The 18,092-nt window shown below is 63.2% G+C and carries 15 protein-coding genes and 1 pseudogene; 8 read left to right on the top strand and 8 right to left on the bottom strand.

Features of this window, described 5'->3' with window-relative positions; all coding sequences use genetic code 11:
* Positions 1-30 precede the first annotated feature (30 nt).
* The 3 genes and pseudogenes from G6N38_RS30925 to glnA form a co-directional block, all read right to left on the bottom strand.
* A pseudogene (locus G6N38_RS30925) lies at positions 31-273 on the bottom strand (hypothetical protein); the annotation flags it as partial.
* Between the two features lie 311 nt (positions 274-584).
* Positions 585-1,514, bottom strand: coding sequence for a hypothetical protein (locus G6N38_RS29530; RefSeq protein WP_163751615.1), 930 nt, complete (start codon positions 1,512-1,514; stop codon positions 585-587).
* A gap of 949 nt (positions 1,515-2,463) precedes the next feature.
* Positions 2,464-3,900 (bottom strand): type I glutamate--ammonia ligase, encoded by a 1,437-nt coding sequence (glnA, locus tag G6N38_RS29525; protein WP_163751614.1) that lies wholly within the window; start codon positions 3,898-3,900, stop codon positions 2,464-2,466.
* A 178-nt stretch (positions 3,901-4,078) separates the two neighbouring features.
* On the opposite strand from glnA, the gene G6N38_RS29520 reads away from it, so the two are divergent.
* Positions 4,079-4,543, top strand: coding sequence for an RDD family protein (locus G6N38_RS29520; RefSeq protein ID WP_163751613.1), 465 nt, complete (start codon positions 4,079-4,081; stop codon positions 4,541-4,543).
* Between the two features lie 63 nt (positions 4,544-4,606).
* Here the strand turns inward: G6N38_RS29520 and G6N38_RS29515 are convergent, their stop codons facing one another.
* The 4 genes from G6N38_RS29515 to G6N38_RS29500 are packed head-to-tail and all read right to left on the bottom strand — an operon-like array spanning position 4,607 to position 8,385.
* Positions 4,607-5,383, bottom strand: coding sequence for an SDR family NAD(P)-dependent oxidoreductase (locus G6N38_RS29515; RefSeq protein ID WP_163751612.1), 777 nt, complete (start codon positions 5,381-5,383; stop codon positions 4,607-4,609).
* A 59-nt stretch (positions 5,384-5,442) separates the two neighbouring features.
* Positions 5,443-6,663, bottom strand: a complete 1,221-nt coding sequence (gene hutI / locus G6N38_RS29510; protein ID WP_163751611.1) for an imidazolonepropionase — start codon at positions 6,661-6,663, stop codon at positions 5,443-5,445.
* 16 nt (positions 6,664-6,679) lie between these two features.
* Entirely contained in the window at positions 6,680-8,008 is a 1,329-nt protein-coding gene (locus tag G6N38_RS29505) for an NAD(P)/FAD-dependent oxidoreductase (RefSeq protein WP_163751610.1), read from the bottom strand.
* Complete coding sequence (locus G6N38_RS29500) at positions 8,005-8,385, bottom strand: nuclear transport factor 2 family protein (RefSeq protein ID WP_220101376.1); 381 nt, start codon at positions 8,383-8,385, stop codon at positions 8,005-8,007. The genes G6N38_RS29505 and G6N38_RS29500 overlap by 4 nt, the downstream gene beginning before the upstream one ends.
* Before the next feature lie 150 nt (positions 8,386-8,535).
* Here G6N38_RS29500 and G6N38_RS29495 point away from each other — a divergent pair, with 150 nt between their 5' ends.
* From G6N38_RS29495 to G6N38_RS29485, 3 genes are read left to right on the top strand one after another with little or no spacing between them, the layout of a single operon-like run.
* Positions 8,536-10,521 (top strand): flavin-containing monooxygenase, encoded by a 1,986-nt coding sequence (locus tag G6N38_RS29495; RefSeq protein WP_163751608.1) that lies wholly within the window; start codon positions 8,536-8,538, stop codon positions 10,519-10,521.
* A 52-nt stretch (positions 10,522-10,573) separates the two neighbouring features.
* Positions 10,574-11,473, top strand: a complete 900-nt coding sequence (locus tag G6N38_RS29490; protein ID WP_163751607.1) for an alpha/beta fold hydrolase — start codon at positions 10,574-10,576, stop codon at positions 11,471-11,473.
* Complete coding sequence (locus G6N38_RS29485) at positions 11,470-12,327, top strand: MurR/RpiR family transcriptional regulator (RefSeq protein WP_163751606.1); 858 nt, start codon at positions 11,470-11,472, stop codon at positions 12,325-12,327. The genes G6N38_RS29490 and G6N38_RS29485 overlap by 4 nt, the downstream gene beginning before the upstream one ends.
* A 15-nt stretch (positions 12,328-12,342) precedes the next feature.
* Here G6N38_RS29485 and G6N38_RS29480 read toward each other — a convergent pair whose 3' ends face one another.
* On the bottom strand, positions 12,343-13,395 hold the full coding sequence (locus G6N38_RS29480; RefSeq protein ID WP_246227517.1) for an NADPH-dependent curcumin/dihydrocurcumin reductase: 1,053 nt from the start codon (positions 13,393-13,395) through the stop codon (positions 12,343-12,345).
* Between the two features lie 155 nt (positions 13,396-13,550).
* Here G6N38_RS29480 and hutH point away from each other — a divergent pair, with 155 nt between their 5' ends.
* The 4 genes from hutH (at position 13,551) to G6N38_RS29460 (ending at position 18,041) form a co-directional block, all read left to right on the top strand.
* Positions 13,551-15,080 carry a histidine ammonia-lyase gene (gene hutH, locus G6N38_RS29475; RefSeq protein WP_163751604.1) on the top strand — a complete coding sequence of 510 codons (1,530 nt, stop codon included), beginning with the start codon at positions 13,551-13,553 and terminating at the stop codon, positions 15,078-15,080.
* Between the two features lie 392 nt (positions 15,081-15,472).
* A complete protein-coding gene (locus G6N38_RS29470; RefSeq protein WP_163751603.1) occupies positions 15,473-16,297 on the top strand; it encodes an ABC transporter substrate-binding protein in 825 nt (274 codons plus the stop codon).
* Between the two features lie 95 nt (positions 16,298-16,392).
* The gene (locus tag G6N38_RS29465) at positions 16,393-17,277 is read left to right on the top strand and encodes an amino acid ABC transporter permease (protein ID WP_163751602.1); all 885 of its coding nucleotides are present in this window, start codon (positions 16,393-16,395) and stop codon (positions 17,275-17,277) included.
* Entirely contained in the window at positions 17,274-18,041 is a 768-nt protein-coding gene (locus tag G6N38_RS29460; RefSeq protein WP_163751601.1) for an amino acid ABC transporter ATP-binding protein, read from the top strand. Before G6N38_RS29465 ends, G6N38_RS29460 begins: the two co-directional genes overlap by 4 nt.
* Positions 18,042-18,092: the final 51 nt, after the last annotated feature.

The following is an 18,092-nucleotide window of genomic DNA, read 5'->3' as shown; positions in this document are numbered from 1 at the left end:
ACACCAAAGTGTGAATCGGGATTTCGGTGTTCAGCGTGTTGGATCTGCTTGCTGCGCAGCATGGATGCTGGAACTACTGCGGACTGAGAGCGGACTAGCTTGCATACGCTTTGCCAGAGCCACCTTCGACTGGTCAAGTGCCTTCGGTCGACCAATGGACTGCCCGCGCGCCCGCCGCGCATCCCGAGACGCCGAACGACGTTCCCTGCCCAACGCCAACTCAAGCTCGGCAAGGCTGGCGCGCACACCGGCCACCATGCGCCCCGTTGTGTTCTGGTGACGTGACCGCTCGCCACCGGTTGCCCTATTATTTCTGTTCTCCTGCAACTCTTCCCGAGAGTTCGCCGTCTTGTTATTCGTGATTCGGTGCGAGGTGGGGAGTGGGTCCAAATCTTTGGATCGTCAATGAGGTCGCGACGTACTCAGGGATATTTCCCCCGCCGCACGTTCCCCACGAAACGGGGAACTCAGGGCGGTTCACGTCGTCGGCGCATTGCGATCCGGCTCGCTGATGAAAGCGAACTGTGGTATCCCCGTTCCGCCCTCGTCTCCTGTAGGCGGGCCGAGTTGAGCGGGCGCCCCGGTCAGCTGGCGCTACGTGCGCCGTGCCCCTGGCCAGAGTGGCGTTCGGCGGTGGGACCCGTACGGGCCTTCTGTGCATCCGCATGCGTGGCGGCGACTCGCCCGGCGGCTGTATTCGGCTGGGCTGAGCGATGGTTCGATGCCTTGCCCTGACCCGGTGCTGCGCGGTGTATCTGTCGCGATGCTTTTGGCGCAGATGTGTCGACGGAATCCGCGGCAGCCGAACTCATCTCGCGGTTGACCACCATCGATGCTGCGGAAGCGGAGGTTGTGGCAGCCGCTCCCGTTATGACCTTGAACGGGTACTGAACGAGTCCCACGAAAGTGTCCGAGAGCATCTTCAGATAGTCGGGAATGTAGGCGATCGGATTAGAAGCCGTCGTATTGCCCGTTGCCCGCCGCGCCAGCCAGACCGTCGGCTCAAGGACTGGTGGCCCCACGATGAGCAGACCCAGTGCCAGCAGGCCCCCCACCCAGTTGCCAATCTGCTGCAATGGCGCCAGCGGATTCGGAGCGGCCACCTCACTCGCCACCGGCGACGAAGACGAAGGCACCGGCAAGGTCGCATCGCTGGGATCTACTTGCCGGGTTGTGGCTACGGACGCCGTTGCAGCCGAGGTCACCTGACGGTTGGCCACGAGATATGGCGCCGTCACCTTAGGCCAGGGGTTGATTGTGAATGGGTTCGTGAGGGCTCTGTCGAGAAACCACCGAACTGTGTCCAAGTAGCTGGGGATCAAGTCCGGCGCCAAGCTGTGGAAGAACTCAACCGTAGGCAGATACACCGGCGCTAGCGCAATATACGCTCCCAGCTCGACCCAACGCCCCACCCAATAAGCAATCTGCACAAACGGTTTCAGAACATCTGCACGGGTCACCTCATTTGATGACAACGACGAAGATCCTGCCAAGACCACATCGCTGACGTTCACGACGTGAATAATCTCTGTCCGAGGCGTCGGGGCCGGCGGAGGCTCCGACACCACGCCCAGCGTTAGTGCGGTGGCGACGGCGAGAGCGCAAACCGAGCGATGAGCTGCTGCTATCCACATGGACGTGGAATTTATCAGGAGTTTCTCAGGATCGGTCGGGATTGGCACGTGACTTGCCGCAGCGCTCGACTATGAATTGTGCGACCAAACGAGCGTCCTTGTGCGCCAGTATCGTTCGCCCTGTACCCACGGTCATCTCGGGTGACCGCGTCAAGGTCGGGGCGACTCACAGCGATGTCCGCGTGACGAGTGGCGGCAAGCTCGTATTCATTGGCTATATCAGAGAACTCTCGGCATGGTGGAACGGCTGGTTGTTCAGCCCGGCGGCAGGGCTAAGTACCGCGGCCTTCGTGAACATCCTTCGGGCGTCCCACTTGCTGTGTTGTAGGGACAGGCGCCCGAGGATTTGCGATAGCCAATCCAGGAGATGCAGGAGTCCCTTGATAAGGCTGAACAGGCGCTAGCTGCGATGAAGGAGCAAATGGAGTCGAGCGCCATGCGATACATCGAGCAGCTGCGTCACGGCAAGGGTCTCCGCTGGCTGGCGCGTTACGTCGATGAGCGGGGGAGGGAGCATTCGAAATCGTTCGCGCACAAGGCCGGTGGCCGCAAGTGGCCCAATCCCGATCTCGCGCGATCTCGCTCTACTGTTCGCCGCCTCGGTCGAGAAGTACCCGAGCGAAGTGATGGTGACAAACGGGCATGGCAGCGACCGAGCCCGTCCGTGGCTCGTCGACCGGGCGTTCCCATCCTGGATAAGCATGCGCCACGCTTCAGCACGGACCACGTTGGACACCTACGGCCATTTGTGGCCCGACGCAGACGAGTCCACCCGCTCGGCGGACTGTGCCGGCCGAACGGGTGGACTCAATCGAACTGCTACGCCGATTTACACGTCGTAGTACAGCGAGAACTCGTACGGGTGAGGCCGGATCTGCACGGGCAGGATCTCGTTCTCACGCTTGTAGGAGATGTAGGTCTCGATGAGATCCTCGGTGAACACGCCACCCTCGGTGAGGTATTCGTGGTCCTCTTCGAGCTTGTCGATGACGGCCGACAGCGAGGTGGGCGCCTGCGGGATCGCAGCGGCCTCGTCCGGCGGCAGTTCGTAGAGGTCCTTGTCGACCGGGGTGAGCGGCTCGATCTTCTTCTTGATGCCGTCGATACCGGCCATCAACATCGCCGAGAACGCCAGGTACGGGTTGCCCGAGCTGTCCGGGCAACGGAACTCGAGGCGCTTGGCCTTCGGGTTGTTGCCGGTGATCGGGATACGCACGCAGGCAGAGCGGTTGCGCTGGCTGTACACCAGGTTGATCGGGGCCTCGTAGCCCGGCACCAGGCGCTTGTAGGAGTTCACCGTCGCGTTGGTGAACGCCAGCAGCGACGGCGCGTGATGCAGGATGCCGCCGATGTAGTGCCGGGCGATGTCCGACAGACCCGCATAGCCGGCCTCGTCGTGGAACAACGGCTTGCCGTCCTTCCACAGCGACTGGTGGGCGTGCATGCCCGAACCGTTGTCGCCGAACAGCGGCTTGGGCATGAAGGTGACGGTCTTGCCGTTCGCCCATGCGGTGTTCTTGATGATGTATTTGAACAGCAGCACATCATCGGCCGCGGCCAGCAGCGTGTTGAACTTGTAGTTGATCTCGGCCTGGCCGGCGGTGCCGACCTCGTGGTGACCGCGCTCCAGCGTGAAGCCCGCGTTCTGGAGGTTCGTGGACATCTCGTCGCGGAGGTCGACGTAGTGGTCGTACGGCGCGACGGGGAAGTAGCCGCCCTTCGGGCGAACCTTGTAACCGAGGTTGGCCGAGCCGTCAGCCTCGAACGGCTCTCCGGTGTTCCACCAGCCCGACTCGGAGTCGACCTCGTAGAAGGTGCCGTTGATCTTCGAATCGAAGCTGACCGAGTCGAAGATGTAGAACTCGGCTTCGGCGCCGAAGTACGCGGTGTCGGCGATGCCGGTGCTGGCCAGGTAGTTCTCGGCCTTGCGGGCAACGTTGCGCGGGTCGCGCGAGTATGCCTCGCGGGTGAACGGGTCGTGCACAAAGAAGTTCAGGTTCAGCGTCTTGGCGGCGCGGAACGGGTCGATACGTGCGGTGTCGGGGTCCGGCAACAGCATCATGTCGGACTCGTGGATGGACTGGAAGCCGCGCACCGACGAACCGTCGAACGCGAGGCCGTCCTCGAACACGCTCTCGTCGAACGCGGAGGCGGGGATGGAGAAGTGCTGGACCACGCCGGGCAGATCGCAGAACCGGATGTCGACGTACTCGACTTTCTCGTCCTTGATCAGCTTGAACAGGTCATCAGCGTTCTTTTCTGCCACTTACAACTCCTTCGGTGCAGCCGGTTTTGCGCAGGTCTCGGCAAGGGGTTTGTGAACCCGCGGCTGACGCTATGAAGCAGATGTTGCCTGCCCGTCAAGCTCATGTTGCGCCAACGTTACGCATCCTAGGTGGCGGAGCGCTGCCAGGCGTTGCCGCAGGCCCGCATATCCTGGGGCCATGGCGCGCGAGATCGGATCCTGGCTGTCCGGACCGGAAGGGGTAAAGCCTGATGACGAGGCGGGATGGCCCGGTCAGACGCTTGGCCTGCCGGAATCAGGGACGGGTTCGCTGGCGCGGATGGGCCGTCGGTTCCTGGCGCTGCTGATCGACTGGTTGATCGCCTACGGGCTGGCCGCGCTGGGGATGACAGTGGGCATCGTCAGCATCGCCACGCTGTCGACGGCGGTGCTGGCGATCTGGTTCGTGCTGGGTGTGCTGTCGGTTCGGCTGTTCGGGTTCACGCCGGGGCAGTATGCGCTCGGGCTGATGGTGGTTCCGGTCGACAATCGTCAGCACGTGGGTACCGGGCGGGCGATCGTGCGTGGCGTGCTGCTCGCACTGGTGATCCCGGGTCTGTTCACCGACGCCGACGGCCGCGGCCTGCAGGACAAGTTCACCGCGACGGCTGTTGTGCGCCGCTGAGTTTTGACGCTTCTATACAATGTCTGTGCACCGCCGTCGTAATGCCTGCGCCGCGCCGTCACGTCAATAGAGCGCTTTGCCGCCGTCGAGGCGGATGACCGTACCGGTCAGGTAGGGCGAGCACGTCGACAAGAACAGCAGTGTCTCGGCGACGTCGTCGGCGTCCCCGTTGCGGAACTCGTAGCGTGTGCCGACGCGGTAGGTGTCACCCTGGACCAAGGGCTCGCCGCGGTATCGCCGCAATGCGTCGTTGGTTCCGTCGTCAGATCGGAAGAACTGCGTCGGTGCGACGGCGTTGCACTGCACTGTCGGCGAGAGCGCCACTGCGAGCTGTTCCATCAGTCGAATCAGAGCAGTCTTGGACACGCTGTGCGGGATGAGGTTGGGCCACGCCTCGTTGGTCGAATTGCCCACCAACGCGATGATTCGGCCGTGCCCCTGCTTCTGCATGAGTTTTGCCGCCTCTTGGCTGAGGAAGAAAGGGCCCCGAATGTTGATTCCGAACGCCGCGTCGAAGTCGTCCTCGGTCACATCCTCGAATTCCTTGGCCCGAAGCGAACTCGCGTTGTGGATCAAGACACTGAGGTCCCCGCGCCAGGCAAATGTGCGGTCCACCAACGACCGAGCCTGCGACGGTTGCGATACGTCGGCTTCGATCGCGGTGGCCTCACCGCCTTCAGAACGGATGGCTTCGACGGTTTCCTCGGCGAGTTCCCCCTGCTGCCAATGGTTTACGACGACTGCCGCACCGGCAGCCGCGAACCTGTATGCGAACTGGCGGCCGGCACGCTCGGCGGCGCCGGTGATGAGGACTGTCTTGCCGTCGAGCTGGTGATTCATACCGCTTCCGTTTCTGAACGTGGTTGATGTGGGGACGGATCGAGTTGGACGGTCAGGAGCTAGATTTCGCGGATTCCGGCTTTCCAGACCGCGTGTGTGAGTGGCACCGCCGGGCGGTATGCGAGGTGCGCGACCGAAGGCGCATCAAGTATTTGGAGGTCTGCCCGCGCGCCGGCGCGTAAGACGCCGACCGCCAGCTGTGGCGCACCTCGAGGATCGAGCCATCCGTCCGTGTGCATTCCGAGTGCGATCGCACCGCCCAGCGTTGCCGCTCGGACCGCCTCCCTGACAGACATCCCCATCTGGAGAACCGCGGTGGCAACGCAGAACGCCATCGAGGTGGTGAATGACGTACCTGGATTGCAGTTCGATGCGATCGCGACGACCGCTCCGGCATCGAGTAGCCGGCGGGCTGGTGCGAGCGGCATCTTCGTCGACAAGTCGCAGGCCGGAAGCACGGTCGCAACGGTGCCCCGCATTCCCTCCACCCACGAGGAGGCGAGTGCATCGATATCGTCGTCGGCGAGGAATCCGACGTGGTCGACGCTGAGGGCCCCGTACTCCACCGCGAGTTGTACGCCCGGACCATGCCCAAGTTGGTTGCCGTGGAGTCGGCGTGCCAGGCCGCGCGCTCGTGCGGTTTCGAGAACCCGTCGCGTCGCCGATTCGTCAAAGGCGCCGGTCTCGCAGAATGCGTCGACCGCTGAAACGAGAGGTGCCACTGCGTCAAGCATGGCGCCGGTGACGAGTTCGAGGTAGTCGACGGGGTCTTGGTCCTCGGGTACGACGTGGGCACCCAGGAAGGTCACGGCATCGGCATATCGACGGGCCACGTGTGCGGCCCGCACCTCGTCGACCACGGTGAGCCCGTAGCCGGTCTTGGTCTCGATCGTCGTTGTCCCGCCCCGACGTGCTTCGGCGACGAGTCGTTCGATGTTCGCTTCGAGATCGCTGTCGCTCGCAGCGCGGGTGGCTTGAACCGTGACATTGATGCCGCCGGCTGAGTACGGCTGACCAGCCATCCGCGCCTCGAACTCCGCAGTTCGGTCTCCCGCGAACACCATGTGCGTGTGGGAATCGACCCAGCCAGGGAGGACCGCGCGGCCGTCGACGGCGATCTTTCGGTCCGCAGCCGGTGCGGTACCAGCCGCGCCGACCCAGGCGATTCGATCGCCCTCGATCACCAGCGCCGCGTCGGTGACCCTTCCGCCGTTCGCCTCGTCGTTCGTCGTCAGCTCTGAGATGCCGTCGAGGAGAACGGATTCCTGTGTCCCTGTCATACGTTCACGTCTCCGATCATCCTCGTGACTGGTCTTCCCTCGGAGTTCGTAATCGGGAAAACTGTGCCGTCGCGTACGTGCGATTGCCGACCGGACTGTGGAAGGGTTCGGCCGTGTGATCGCGTCCGTTCAGCTCGGTCTCGATGACGTGCCGGAGTAGCTCGCCGACGATCGGCGCGGTTTTGAACTGCGTTCCGGATGTGGCCATCGCGACGAAAAGGCCGTCGTAGCATGTGCGGTCGTAGATCGGAAGCCAGTCCTCGGCGGCGTCGTAGAGCCCGACGACCCCCATACGAGTTCGCGGTATGCCCAGATCTGGGATTCGCCTGGCGAGTCGCAAGGTCGTCCGTTCCCAAACGGCAGCCGTCACAAGCTGATTGAAGTCATCGGGATCATCGATGAGTGTCCGCTCATCCGCGCGATCGCCATTGCTCCCCACCAGGATGGCGTCGTCGCGTTCCGGGCGGAAGTTGATGTTGAGATCGCCGTCCACGAGGTGCACCCCGTGCAGTGCAAGGTTCAGGTCAGGCGGTGCCGGGATGTGGATGAGTTCCTCCCGGATGCGCTGCGTGCGCACCCGGAAGTCGGCGGTTGCGCCGATGCCTCGGATCAGGCCGTCGGTGTTCGGCCCGGCGACGACGAGCACCGCCTCGGCCCGCAAGACGGTGCCATCTGCGAGTGTGACACCCACCGCGCGGCCACCGTCGATATCGACGCCGGCGATGGTGGCCGACAGCCGTAGACGCGCTCCCGCTCTTTGCGCAGCCTGCATCAGGTTGACGGCCGCGAGCGTCGGATCTCCCACGTAGCCGGACTGCGGCGTGTAGATGCCGCCGCTGAGATAGTCGGTGGGTTCGTCCCAGAACGCCTCGTCATTGACCGACTTGGGCGGACCGAATCGGCGGAAGTCGAAGTACGGAAAGTGACCGCTCATCTCGTCGAGGGTCCACTTGTCGAACGCGACGCCCGCGCCAGTCATCGCTGCAGCCGCCTGGTCGGTGAATCCGTTGCCAGCATCGAGGATGAGCGAACCGCACTGCACGAATCGGGCGAGGTTCTCGGATTCGTCAGAACCGAGGAATTCCCGCCAGTTTTTCCACACCGTCAACGCGTCGTCGGCGAGCGCCGAACTCTGTGTATCGCTCGCGTGCACCCGGATGATCCCGGCTGACGCGCCCGTCGATCCGTCGCCGACGCCGCTGTTGCGGTCGATGACAAGCACATCGTGACCCGACTTCGCCAGCGCCAGTGCGGCACTCGCGCCGATCACGCCCGCGCCGACGACGAGTACTTCAGTTCGGTTCGCTCGCCCGGCGTCCATGGTTTGGCCTGGGTAGCTGGTCACAGCCCCCAGCCCGGGTGAGGGCTGTGTGCGCCTTGTTGTTTCACGAACGACTCACGGAGATCCGATACCCGTTCACCCGCGAAAGTGAGAAGGAAATTGCCGGCCAGTGTGTAGTCCTCCCCGCCGGATTTCAGGTTCGTCCACCACTCAACGCCCACGCGATCGCCCTCGATCACCGGCACCCCATAACGGAAGTCCACGTCGGCAACGTCGGCGACGGCCGCCGCCCAGAATCCCTCGATGGCGTCATGGCCGACGAAGGCTTCGTCAAGGAAGGGGCTGTTTCGATAGCTGGCGTCTTCGGTGAAGATCGCTGCGGCACCCTTTGCGTCGCGTTCGCGCCAGACTCGACCGAAGCTCTCCAGCCAGTCCTTCACGTTGTCAGCTGAGACAGTCATTGATTCTTCCTCACTGTTGACCTGGCACATGGCGACGTTGAATGACTGCATTCTATGCATATCTGTCAGACTGGAATAGGATTATACAAAGAGTTGGCCAGGTGACCCACGGAGAGGATGCAACTCGACATGGCAGGTAGTCGCGAGTCCCAGGGTGGGGGAGCTGACCAGTTCGACGACTTGTACTGGGAGTCGCGGTCCGAGGTCATCGTCGAGGACGACACCTTCCTCGAGCAGATCGTGGCCAATGCGGAGCTGCCGGTCTTGCTGGCCGCGATCGCTGCCGCACTGCGCGACACCTCGTTTCTTTCGGCTGATCTGGTCCCACCGCTGACGCCGATGGATACCGAGCCGCAGCCACACGGTGGCATGACACCGGATCAGCAGAAGAAGGCGGCTGCCCTGGCATTGACAGGGTTGCAGAAGATACGCGAAGCGAAAATCAACTCCGTCGACATGCTCTCGGATGCGACCGTGGGCGAGATCCTCGGCTATCTCTCGGGTGGCCGCCGCGAGTGGGGCAACATGCTCACGCACGAACTCGACATCGCCGAACGCAAAGGCGGACGGCCCGGATGGGATTTCGATGAGGTAGCCAACGGGCGCGAGTTCTCGACGCTCATCGTTGGCGCGGGCGTCAGCGGCATAGCGGCCGCCCACCGGTATCGGCAGGCCGGTGTCCCTTATGTCCTCATCGAGGCCGCCGCGACCGTCGGTGGGACGTGGGCGAAGAACACCTATCCTGGTGTTCGCCTCGACACGCCGACCTTCGGCTACTCGTACTCATTCGCCCAGCGAGGTGACTGGCCCAACCAATTCGCTCGGGGCGGCGAGATCCTCGACTATCTTCGCGATGTCGCCGAGCGGGCCGGGATCACGAATGAGATCGAATTCTCGACGCGGCTCGTACGCCTGCGGTGGGATGAGGATGCTCGCCAGTGGGAGGCCACTACTCGTGGTGGCGACGGTTCTGAGCAAGTGCGACGGTTCTGCGCTGTCATTAGCGCGGTGGGACAGCTCGATCGGCCGAACATCCCGGACATCGCCGGGTCGGAGCTCTACCGCGGTGTGGCAATGCACACCCAGGAGTGGAACCACGATGTTGACCTTGCGGGCAAGCGAGTCGCGGTCATAGGCACCGGTGCGAGTGCGTATCAGGTGGTGCCGGCGATTGTCGACGAGGTGGAATCTCTCGTGGTATTCCAGCGCAGCGCCCCGTGGATGCTGCCTGCACCCAACTACCACCACCCTGTCACGGATGCTTTCACCTGGCTGCGGCTCAAGGTTCCCCATTACGCACAGTGGTATCGGCTGTGGGTCATCCTCACCGGCATCCCCGGCAGGGCGCACACGGTGACGGCACAGGAGAACTGGCCGGGAGCTCCGTTGAGCATCTCGCCGAAGAACCAGGAGCTGCGCGAGTACCTCAGCGCCCGCGTCAAAGCGCAATTAGATAGTCGCCCAGACCTTTTCGAGCACGCGATCCCGAACTACCCGCCGGGTGCAAAGCGGATGCTTCGCGACAATGAGGTGTGGGCTGCCGCGTTGCGGGCAGACAAGACGACGCTGGTGACCGCGGGAATCGAACGGTTCACCGAGAAAGGGATCGTCGACGCGTCGGGGCGGGAGCACGAGGTCGATATCGTGGTGTACGCGACTGGCTTCAAGCCCTCCGATTATTTGGACGAAATCGAGGTCATCGGTCGCGGTGGTCGTGAGATCCACGAGTTCTGGGCGGGTGACGCGCGCGCTTACAACGGGATCATCGTCCCCGGATTTCCCAACTTCTTTCTTGTCTACGGCCCCAACGTCGGTGGTGTCGTCGCGGGAAGCCTGCACTTCATGCTCGAACGCGCGGTGGAGTATTCACTGTCGCTGATTCACCACATCCTGAGCCGGCATATCTCCGCGATCGATGTCCGCCCCGAGGCGCTCGACCGCTTCGTCACGTGGGTGGACCAGGGCAACCGCAAAATGGCGTGGGGCCAGTCCTACGTGCAAACGTGGTACCAGAACACGCATGGCCGGGTCTCCCAGATCTGGCCATATACGAACGTCGAGTACTGGGACATCACCGAATCGGTGATCGAAGCCGATTACGAGTTCCTCGCGTAGGCGGACACGATCGGCCGTACGCGGGCACGCTTCTGAGACGGGAGAATACGGGATGGCAACAATCCAGCGGGACCAGATCACGATCGGTGGGCTGGAGACGAGCTACCTGTCTGCGGGGGACCACTCCGCTCAACCGGTCGTGCTCCTGCATGACGGGGCGTGGGGCGGGTCGGCTGAAGCCAGCTGGCGCGAGATCATTCCGATCTTGGCCACCCGCTACCGGGTGATCGCCCCCGACCTGTACGGCTACGGACAGTCCAGCAAGATGGTCCAGCTTGACGTCGCGCCCTACGAGTTCCGGCTTCGACAGGTCGCCGACTTGCTCGACGCGGTCGGGTTGGGCGCCACGGCCGCGCACTTCGTCGGAAATTCGTTCGGCGGCGCCATGGCGCTACGCGCCTCGACCCTGCCGTGGTGTGCGTGGCGCGTGCGATCTGCGGTGTCGATCGCGGGAACCGGGGGCCCCTACCGCACGAAGGAATCGTTGGTCGCTCTCTCGCATTTCGACGGTTCACGCGCCGATATGCTGCGAATTGTTCGCATGCTCACTGGCGATTTCGATGGTATCGACAGCCACGTCGACATGCGGATGCGCGACGCGACCAGCCCCGGCCACTACCGAGCGGTCGCCGCGGCCGGACTCGCCACACCGTTCAACGCGGATGCAAAGCCCGCGGACGAGTATCCGGATAACCTCCGGAATGTGAAGGCTCGTCTTGCACTTGTCAGCGGTGTGAAGGACAACCTCGTGGAACGCGACTGGGCACGGAAAATCGCCGAGCACGCGCCGCACTGTTGCGTCTACGACATCGAGGCACGGCACTCCCCGAACATCAGCGATCCCGCAGCCACCGCAGCGTTGCTTCTGGAGATCCTGGGTACGTTCGACGAACCGGTTCTCGACCCTGGCCACGCGGGGCTTGAGGACAGCTGCGTGGGAGGGCCGCGATGACGACGACTGCGCCCGTCTTCTCCGATGACATCTATGACCGACTGAGAACAGCCCGGCTCTCTCCGGCGCAGCGACGGATCGCGCGCTACATCGTTGACCATCGCGACGCGGCGGCATTCCTGACGAGCGAGAGCATCGCACGCCAGGTTGGCGTCAGTCAGCCGTCGGTCTCGAGATTCGCTGCAGCGCTTGGCTATACACGATTCTCCGATTTTAAACGCGCACTTCAGAAGTGGGCGCGGTTGGAGATGGCTGCGCATACGCCGGAGACCAAGGATCCAAGCCCGCTCGACGATGCAATCAACGCCGAGATCGCCAACCTGCAATGGCTGGGTAGTTCGGCCGGCCTCGCCGAACAGGTTGCCCGGGTCGGCGCGGCCATCATGTCGTCGAACCTGCTGCCCGTCGTCGGTCTTCGGGTATCCCGATCGTTCGCCGAGCACTTCGCCTACCTCGGGGCCAAGGTCCATTCGGGAATCTCGGTGATCTGCCGAGGCGACACCCAGGCGAAAGAGAGCATCGCCCGGGCACAAAGCCGGGGCGCGACCTGGTGTCTGTTCTTTATTCTTCCCCGCTATCCGCGTGAGTCATGCGAGCTCGTGCGCTATGCGCGGCAGATCGGGCTCAAGGCGGTGGTCCTCAGCGACGAGTCGTTTGCGACGGTAGGCCATGAAGCCGACGAGCTCATCACGGTCAGGCTCGCCAGCGGCCTGCTGTTCGACACGTCGGCCGCCATCAACATCATGTCGAGCGCGCTGCTTCATGCGATGGCCGATTCCAGTCCCGGGAGTTCCCAGGACGGGCTGGAGCGTTTCGAAACGCACGCTGCGGATCTGGATGTGTTCGAGGACTGAAGCAACGGGTTCGACTCACTCGCGTTGCACGCCCGGCGCGGCGCTCGTCGGGTCCTCGGAAACCCGAACGATGAGTTTGCCGAAGTTCTTACCCTGCAAGAGCCCGAAGAACGCGTCGGGCGCATTCTCGATGCCGTCGACGAAGTCCTCCCGGTATCTGAGTTTCCCGTCGGCCAGCCAGCCCGAAACGTCGCGCTGGAACTGGTCGTAATGCGTTGTGATGAAGTCTCTTTGGGTGAAACCCTGGACAAGTAGGCGCTTGGTGTTGACGGCCTTCATCAACAGGGGCAGTCGGTCGGGCCCGGCCGACGGGCCGGTCTGGTTGTACTGCGCGATCAACCCGCAGACCGGGATTCGGGCGAAGTCGTTCAGATGCTCGAAGACGGCGTCCCACACCGCACCGCCGACATTTTCGAAGTAGATGTCGACGCCATCGGGGACCGCCGCGCTCAGGTCGTCGGCGAAGGTGGCTGAGCGGTGGTCGATCGCAGCATCGAAACCCAATTCCTTGAGCCAGGTGACCTTTTTCGGCCCGCCCGCGATCCCGACGGTGCGTGCGCCCCGCAACCGCGCGATCTGCCCCACCATGGAGCCGACCGGACCGGCGGCGGCCGCGACCACAAGGGTCTCGCCCGGTCGTGGACGGCCGATTTCGGTGAGACCGACGTACGCGGCGAAGGCCGGCATGCCAAGAATTCCCAACGCGGTCGAGATGGGCGCTTTGCTTGGATCGATCCGGCGCAGCAGCCGGGCATCCTCGACCGTATGGGTCTGCCATCCGGTATGCGCCAACACGATATCTCCGGCAGTGACCAGGGGCGACGCCGATTCGAGGACCTCGCAGACCGTTGCTCCTTCCATGACCTCGCCGATCTCGACCGGGGTTGCATATGACCGGCCGGCATTCATCCGCCCGCGCATATACGGGTCAAGGGAGAGGTAGATCGTCCGCAGCAGGGCCTGGCCCTCCCGCACGGGGCCGACGTCGCGCACTTCAAGTCGGAAGTTCTCGTGAACGGGTTCACCGTTCGGGCGTGAGGCGAGGACGACGGCCGTCGTGGGAGTCACGGCTGAACCATACGCGGAGGTTGCCTGCCTTGCATGCAAAAGATACCGTCTGCATGTCGACTGAATGATTTTCTGCATTCGCTGCGGGCCACCAGCTGTCTTGCCCGCTTCGGCACCATCACACGGGAGTTATTAGTACGAGGAGATAGATCACCATGACCGCCATCACAGTAAGTGGCGAGCGTTTGAGCCTCGACGCACTTCGGCCCGTATTCCGAGGACCCGTCCAAGTCGAGCTCACTGATCAGGCGGTGGAGAACCTGCGGCGAGGACACCAGGTCATCCTCGATGCGATCAGCCGAGGAGATGTCGTCTACGGCGTCAACACCGGTTTCGGCAAGCTCGCGGATAGACGCATCTCGCCAGGGGATCTCGCGGAATTGCAGCGGCGGTCGGTGCTTTCGCACATGGTCGGGGTGGGTGACCCACTTTCGGACGAGATCGTGCGCGCGATCCTCGTCATCAAGTTGATCGGGTTGGCCAGGGGCCACTCTGGCGTCCGCGTGGAGATCGCCGAGATGCTCGTGGCTCTTCTCAACGCCGATGTGCTGCCGGTCGTCCCGAGCCAGGGCTCAGTGGGGGCATCCGGAGACCTCGCACCCCTGGCACACCTGGCCGGAGCGATGATGGGTGAGGGTCGCGTGCGGATCGATGGGGTCACCTACGACGCCGTCGCGGGACTCGCCAAGGCTGGGATCACCCCGGTGGTGCTCGGCCCCAAAGAAGCCGTGGCTCTCCTCAATGGCGTTCAGGCGTCTACCGCCATCGCTCTGCGTGGGTTGATCGGGGCCGAGGCCGTGTTCAATGCCGGGCTTGCCGCGGGCGCGCTCACCCTGGAAGCCACGGCGGGGCGGCAGGTGGTGCTCGATGACCGCATCCAGCAGATCCGCGGACATGCCGGTCAGATCCGCGTCGCCGCCTCCCTGCGTCGCCTGGTCGAAGACAGCGCGGTGCTCGATCTCGAGTTCGAGGGACGCCGCCTGCAGGACCCCTACTGCCTGCGCTGCCAGCCGCAGGTGATGGGCGCAGCGCTGGACCTTCTCACGTTCGCGGCGGGCACGATCGAGCAGGAGGTCAATGCCGTCTCCGACAATCCGCTGATGTTCCCTGATGACGGTGTTGTGCTTTCGGGTGGGAACTTCCACGGGCAGCCCATCGCGTACGCGGCGGACATCATCGCTTTGGCGATCTGTGAGGTCGGCTCCATCTCGGAGCGTCGCCAGGCAATGCTGATGGATGCTTCTATGAGCGGGCTCGCGCCCTTCCTGGTCGAGAACGCGGGGCTCAACTCAGGATTCATCATGGCCCAGGTCACCAGCGCCGCGCTCGTCGCAGAGAACCGTGCCAAGGCGACGCCCAACAGCGTGGACAGCATCCCCACTTCCGCCGGTCAGGAAGACCACGTCAGCATGGCGACTCATGCGTCCGTTCGCCTAGGGGCGATGGTGCGTAATGCGGCGTACGTCGTTGCCATTGAGTTGCTATGCGCCGCACAGGGACTGGACCTTCGTAACGGTGGGCACGCCGCGACGGCCAACCGTCCCACATACGAGCTCGTCCGGTCCAAGGCCGCCTTCCTCAAGGATGACCGGATCATGGCAGGGGAGATGGAGTCCATTGCCGCAGAAGTTCTCGACGGGGCTTTCGTGAAGATTGCCGGGGTGTCACTCGACACCGTGGGCTAGCGAGCGGTTCGCGCCGTGACGAATGTGGCGGCGACCGAGGGGGTGGGCACGTTGTGCCCACCCCCTCTGCTGTCCGCTGCTGGGCACGTCTCTCGCCCATCGATGGGTGGGACGGGGTGGGCGGGCGGTTTCCCTGTGTTACGGCCATGAAACAGCTGGATGGCGTGCGAATTTGGGGGTTGCCCCCTTGCATAACGGCTGATACGTTTTCCGTCACAGTGAATAGTTTTGTTCATTTCGGATGTTCCGCGTCACATTAGGAGCCAGAGATGCCCAAGTCCAGTGCGCTTGCAATCACGCTCGCATCAATCGCCGTCACGGCACTATTCGGCGCCGGCTGTACGTCCAAGACCGCGTCGCCCAGCGGGACCGAAACGCCAAATGCTCAAGTCATGCCCGAACTGCATGCCCTGCTTCCTCAACAGGTTCGCGACTCGGGCGTCATCACGGTGGCGACGGATCCTTCGTACCCACCGTGCGACTTCACCAACGACGCCGGCCAAATCGACGGCTTCAACCACGATCTCCTGATGGCAATGGCCCCGCGACTCGGTGTCAAGATCGAGCAGAAGTCGATCACGTTCGACGGCCTGCTGCCGGGAGTTCAAAGTGGGCGCTTCACCGCGGCCATGGAGTGCATCACCGACAACCTGGAGCGTGAAAAGACGGTCAAGTTCGTCGATTACGCGTACGCGACGAAGAGCCTTCTCGTTAGTTCGAAGAGCGACAAGGGCATTACTGAGAACCCGTTGACTCTATGTGGTCTGAACGCGGGCGTGCAGACCGGCACCGAATTCGTCAGTGACGTAGACCTTTTCAACAAGAACTGCCAGGGGGCAGGCCGCCCGCCGGTGCAGGTGACCAACTTCCCGTCCGCAGGCGATCAAAACACCGCTCTGCAATCCGGCCAGATCGACTTCGCCGTCACCGACACCGCAACGGGCGCCTGGCAAGTGAAGACGTCCAACAACGCGTTCAAGGTCGTCCCCAACCCGCTGCTGGCGCGCACATACGTTGGCATTGTCGTCACACCCGACGCTGACGACACCGCCAAGGCGTTCCTCGGCGCGCTCACGGCAATCATCAAAGACGGCACCTACGGCAAAGTTATGGACAAGTGGGGTCTTGCCGACATCGCCCTGGACGAGCCCGGCATCAACCTGGCGACGACCCGACCGCTCAAGGTGCCCGAGCCGTGCGGAGCCTGTGGGTTCTGAGCGGGAAGACGCCGAAGGTCAAGCGGCGTCTGCACCGCCTCGTGGGGTCGCCCCCCGACCACATACTCGGGAGACAACGAAAGGAAGGTGCACCAATGACTGATCTGATCGCGGACGGCTTGGTGCGGGACCCCCACGCGAGGCCCGTGCCACGCAGACGTACGAGCTACTGGATCAGCGGACTCGTGGCGATCCTGCTGGCAGGCGGGGTTGGCTATGGGTTTGCGACCAACGAGAACATGAAATGGTCCGTCTTCGCGCAGTACGTGTTTTCCGACCCCATCCTGCAAGGGGTGCAGGTGACGATCGAGCTATCGCTCGTGTCCCAAGTTTTTGCGGTTCTCATCGGATGTCTGTTGGCGTTACTGGGGGAGTCCCCCAACCCCGTATTTCGCACCCTCGTGAAAGCGTATGTGGGCTTCTTCCGCGGACTTCCGCTGCTCATTCTCCTCCTTATCTGCTTCAACGCGGCGCTGTTCATCCCCCGGGTGGGCATCGGCGCTTTCAGCTGGGACACCAACACACTCATCACCGGCTTCAGCGCAGCAATCATCGGGCTGTCGCTGCATGAAGGCGCGTTCATGGTGGAAATCATCAGGGCGGGTTTCCTGTCGGTTCCCGGCGGCCAGCGGGAGGCGGCCCAGAGCGTGGGGATGAAGCGAGGCCTCGCCATGCGGACCATCGTGATCCCCCAGGCCATCAGGGTGATCATTCCGCCCACAGGCAATCAGTTCATCAGTCTGTTGAAGGCCAGCGCGCTCGTGGCCGTCATCGGCGGCGGTGACTTGCTCACGCGTGCTCAGCAGATCTACGGCTCCAACTTCCAGACCATACCGCTGCTGATGGTGGCCAGCTTCTGGTATCTGGTGCTCGTCACGCTCGCGAGCGTCGGTCAGCATTTCCTTGAGAAGAAGTACTCGCTGTCCGGAGGCCCTCAGAAGAAACCCGTCACCCCTCGTCTCGCGAAGGCGTCCCAATGAAGCAGCAACCCCTTGTCACAATCAGACACGTCGTCAAGCGCTTCGGCGAGGTGGACGTCCTCAAGGGGATCGATCTCGATGTCACGCCGGGTGAAGTGCTCTGCGTCATCGGGCCGTCCGGGTCTGGCAAGAGCACTCTGCTTCGCTGTGTGAACTATCTCGAACGGATCGACGGCGGCTACATCCAAGTGGACGATCAGTTTGCCGGTGCCGTCGTCAAGAATGGTGAATTGCACGAGGCGAGCGAGTCGGAGATTGCGAGATACCGCCAGCACATCGGCATGGTGTTCCAGCACTTCAATCTCTTTCTTCACCTGACTGCGCTCGAGAACGTCACAATTGGGCTCACCAAGGTTCGCCGTCTCTCCAAGAGCGATGCGATCGATCGAGCGAGGGCCGCCCTGGCGGACGTGGGGCTCGAGCACCTGCAAAATTCGTACCCGCGTCATCTTTCCGGCGGCCAACAGCAGCGAGTGGCCATCGCCCGCGCATTGGCGATGGAGCCCAAGCTGATGTTGTTCGACGAGCCGACAAGCGCGCTGGACCCCGAACTGGTCGGCGAAGTGCTGTCGGTTATGCGCCGCGTGGCAGAAGCCGGCATGACGATGATCGTGGTCACCCATGAGATGCGGTTCGCGCGCGATGTCGCCGACCGCGTCGCCTTCATGGATCAGGGTCGGATGATCGAGATCGGTCCGGCCGAGCAGCTCATCGACTCACCGAGTTCCCAACGGACGCGACTCTTCCTCAACCACGTGGGCTGACACCAGAACCCGAACGAGGCGCGAGGCGCCGAACCGACAGACCTAGACCCC

The organism is Mycolicibacterium helvum (assembly GCF_010731895.1).
In the GTDB taxonomy this organism is placed as follows: Bacteria; Actinomycetota; Actinomycetes; order Mycobacteriales; family Mycobacteriaceae; genus Mycobacterium; species Mycobacterium helvum.
This window is presented reverse-complemented; position numbering and strand designations above follow the sequence as displayed.

Bases quoted from the DNA above. Each gene is read 5' to 3' on its own strand.
- G6N38_RS29520 (WP_163751613.1), top strand. From the start codon at position 4,079: ATGGCGCGCGAGATCGGATCCTGGCTGTCCGGACCGGAAGGGGTAAAG.
- G6N38_RS29515 (WP_163751612.1), bottom strand. From the start codon at position 5,383: ATGAATCACCAGCTCGACGGCAAGACAGTCCTCATCACCGGCGCCGCC.
- hutI (WP_163751611.1), bottom strand. From the start codon at position 6,663: ATGACAGGGACACAGGAATCCGTTCTCCTCGACGGCATCTCAGAGCTG.
- G6N38_RS29495 (WP_163751608.1), top strand. From the start codon at position 8,536: ATGGCAGGTAGTCGCGAGTCCCAGGGTGGGGGAGCTGACCAGTTCGAC.
- G6N38_RS29490 (WP_163751607.1), top strand. From the start codon at position 10,574: ATGGCAACAATCCAGCGGGACCAGATCACGATCGGTGGGCTGGAGACG.
- G6N38_RS29485 (WP_163751606.1), top strand. From the start codon at position 11,470: ATGACGACGACTGCGCCCGTCTTCTCCGATGACATCTATGACCGACTG.
- hutH (WP_163751604.1), top strand. From the start codon at position 13,551: ATGACCGCCATCACAGTAAGTGGCGAGCGTTTGAGCCTCGACGCACTT.
- G6N38_RS29470 (WP_163751603.1), top strand. From the start codon at position 15,473: ATGCCCGAACTGCATGCCCTGCTTCCTCAACAGGTTCGCGACTCGGGC.
- G6N38_RS29465 (WP_163751602.1), top strand. From the start codon at position 16,393: ATGACTGATCTGATCGCGGACGGCTTGGTGCGGGACCCCCACGCGAGG.
- G6N38_RS29460 (WP_163751601.1), top strand. From the start codon at position 17,274: ATGAAGCAGCAACCCCTTGTCACAATCAGACACGTCGTCAAGCGCTTC.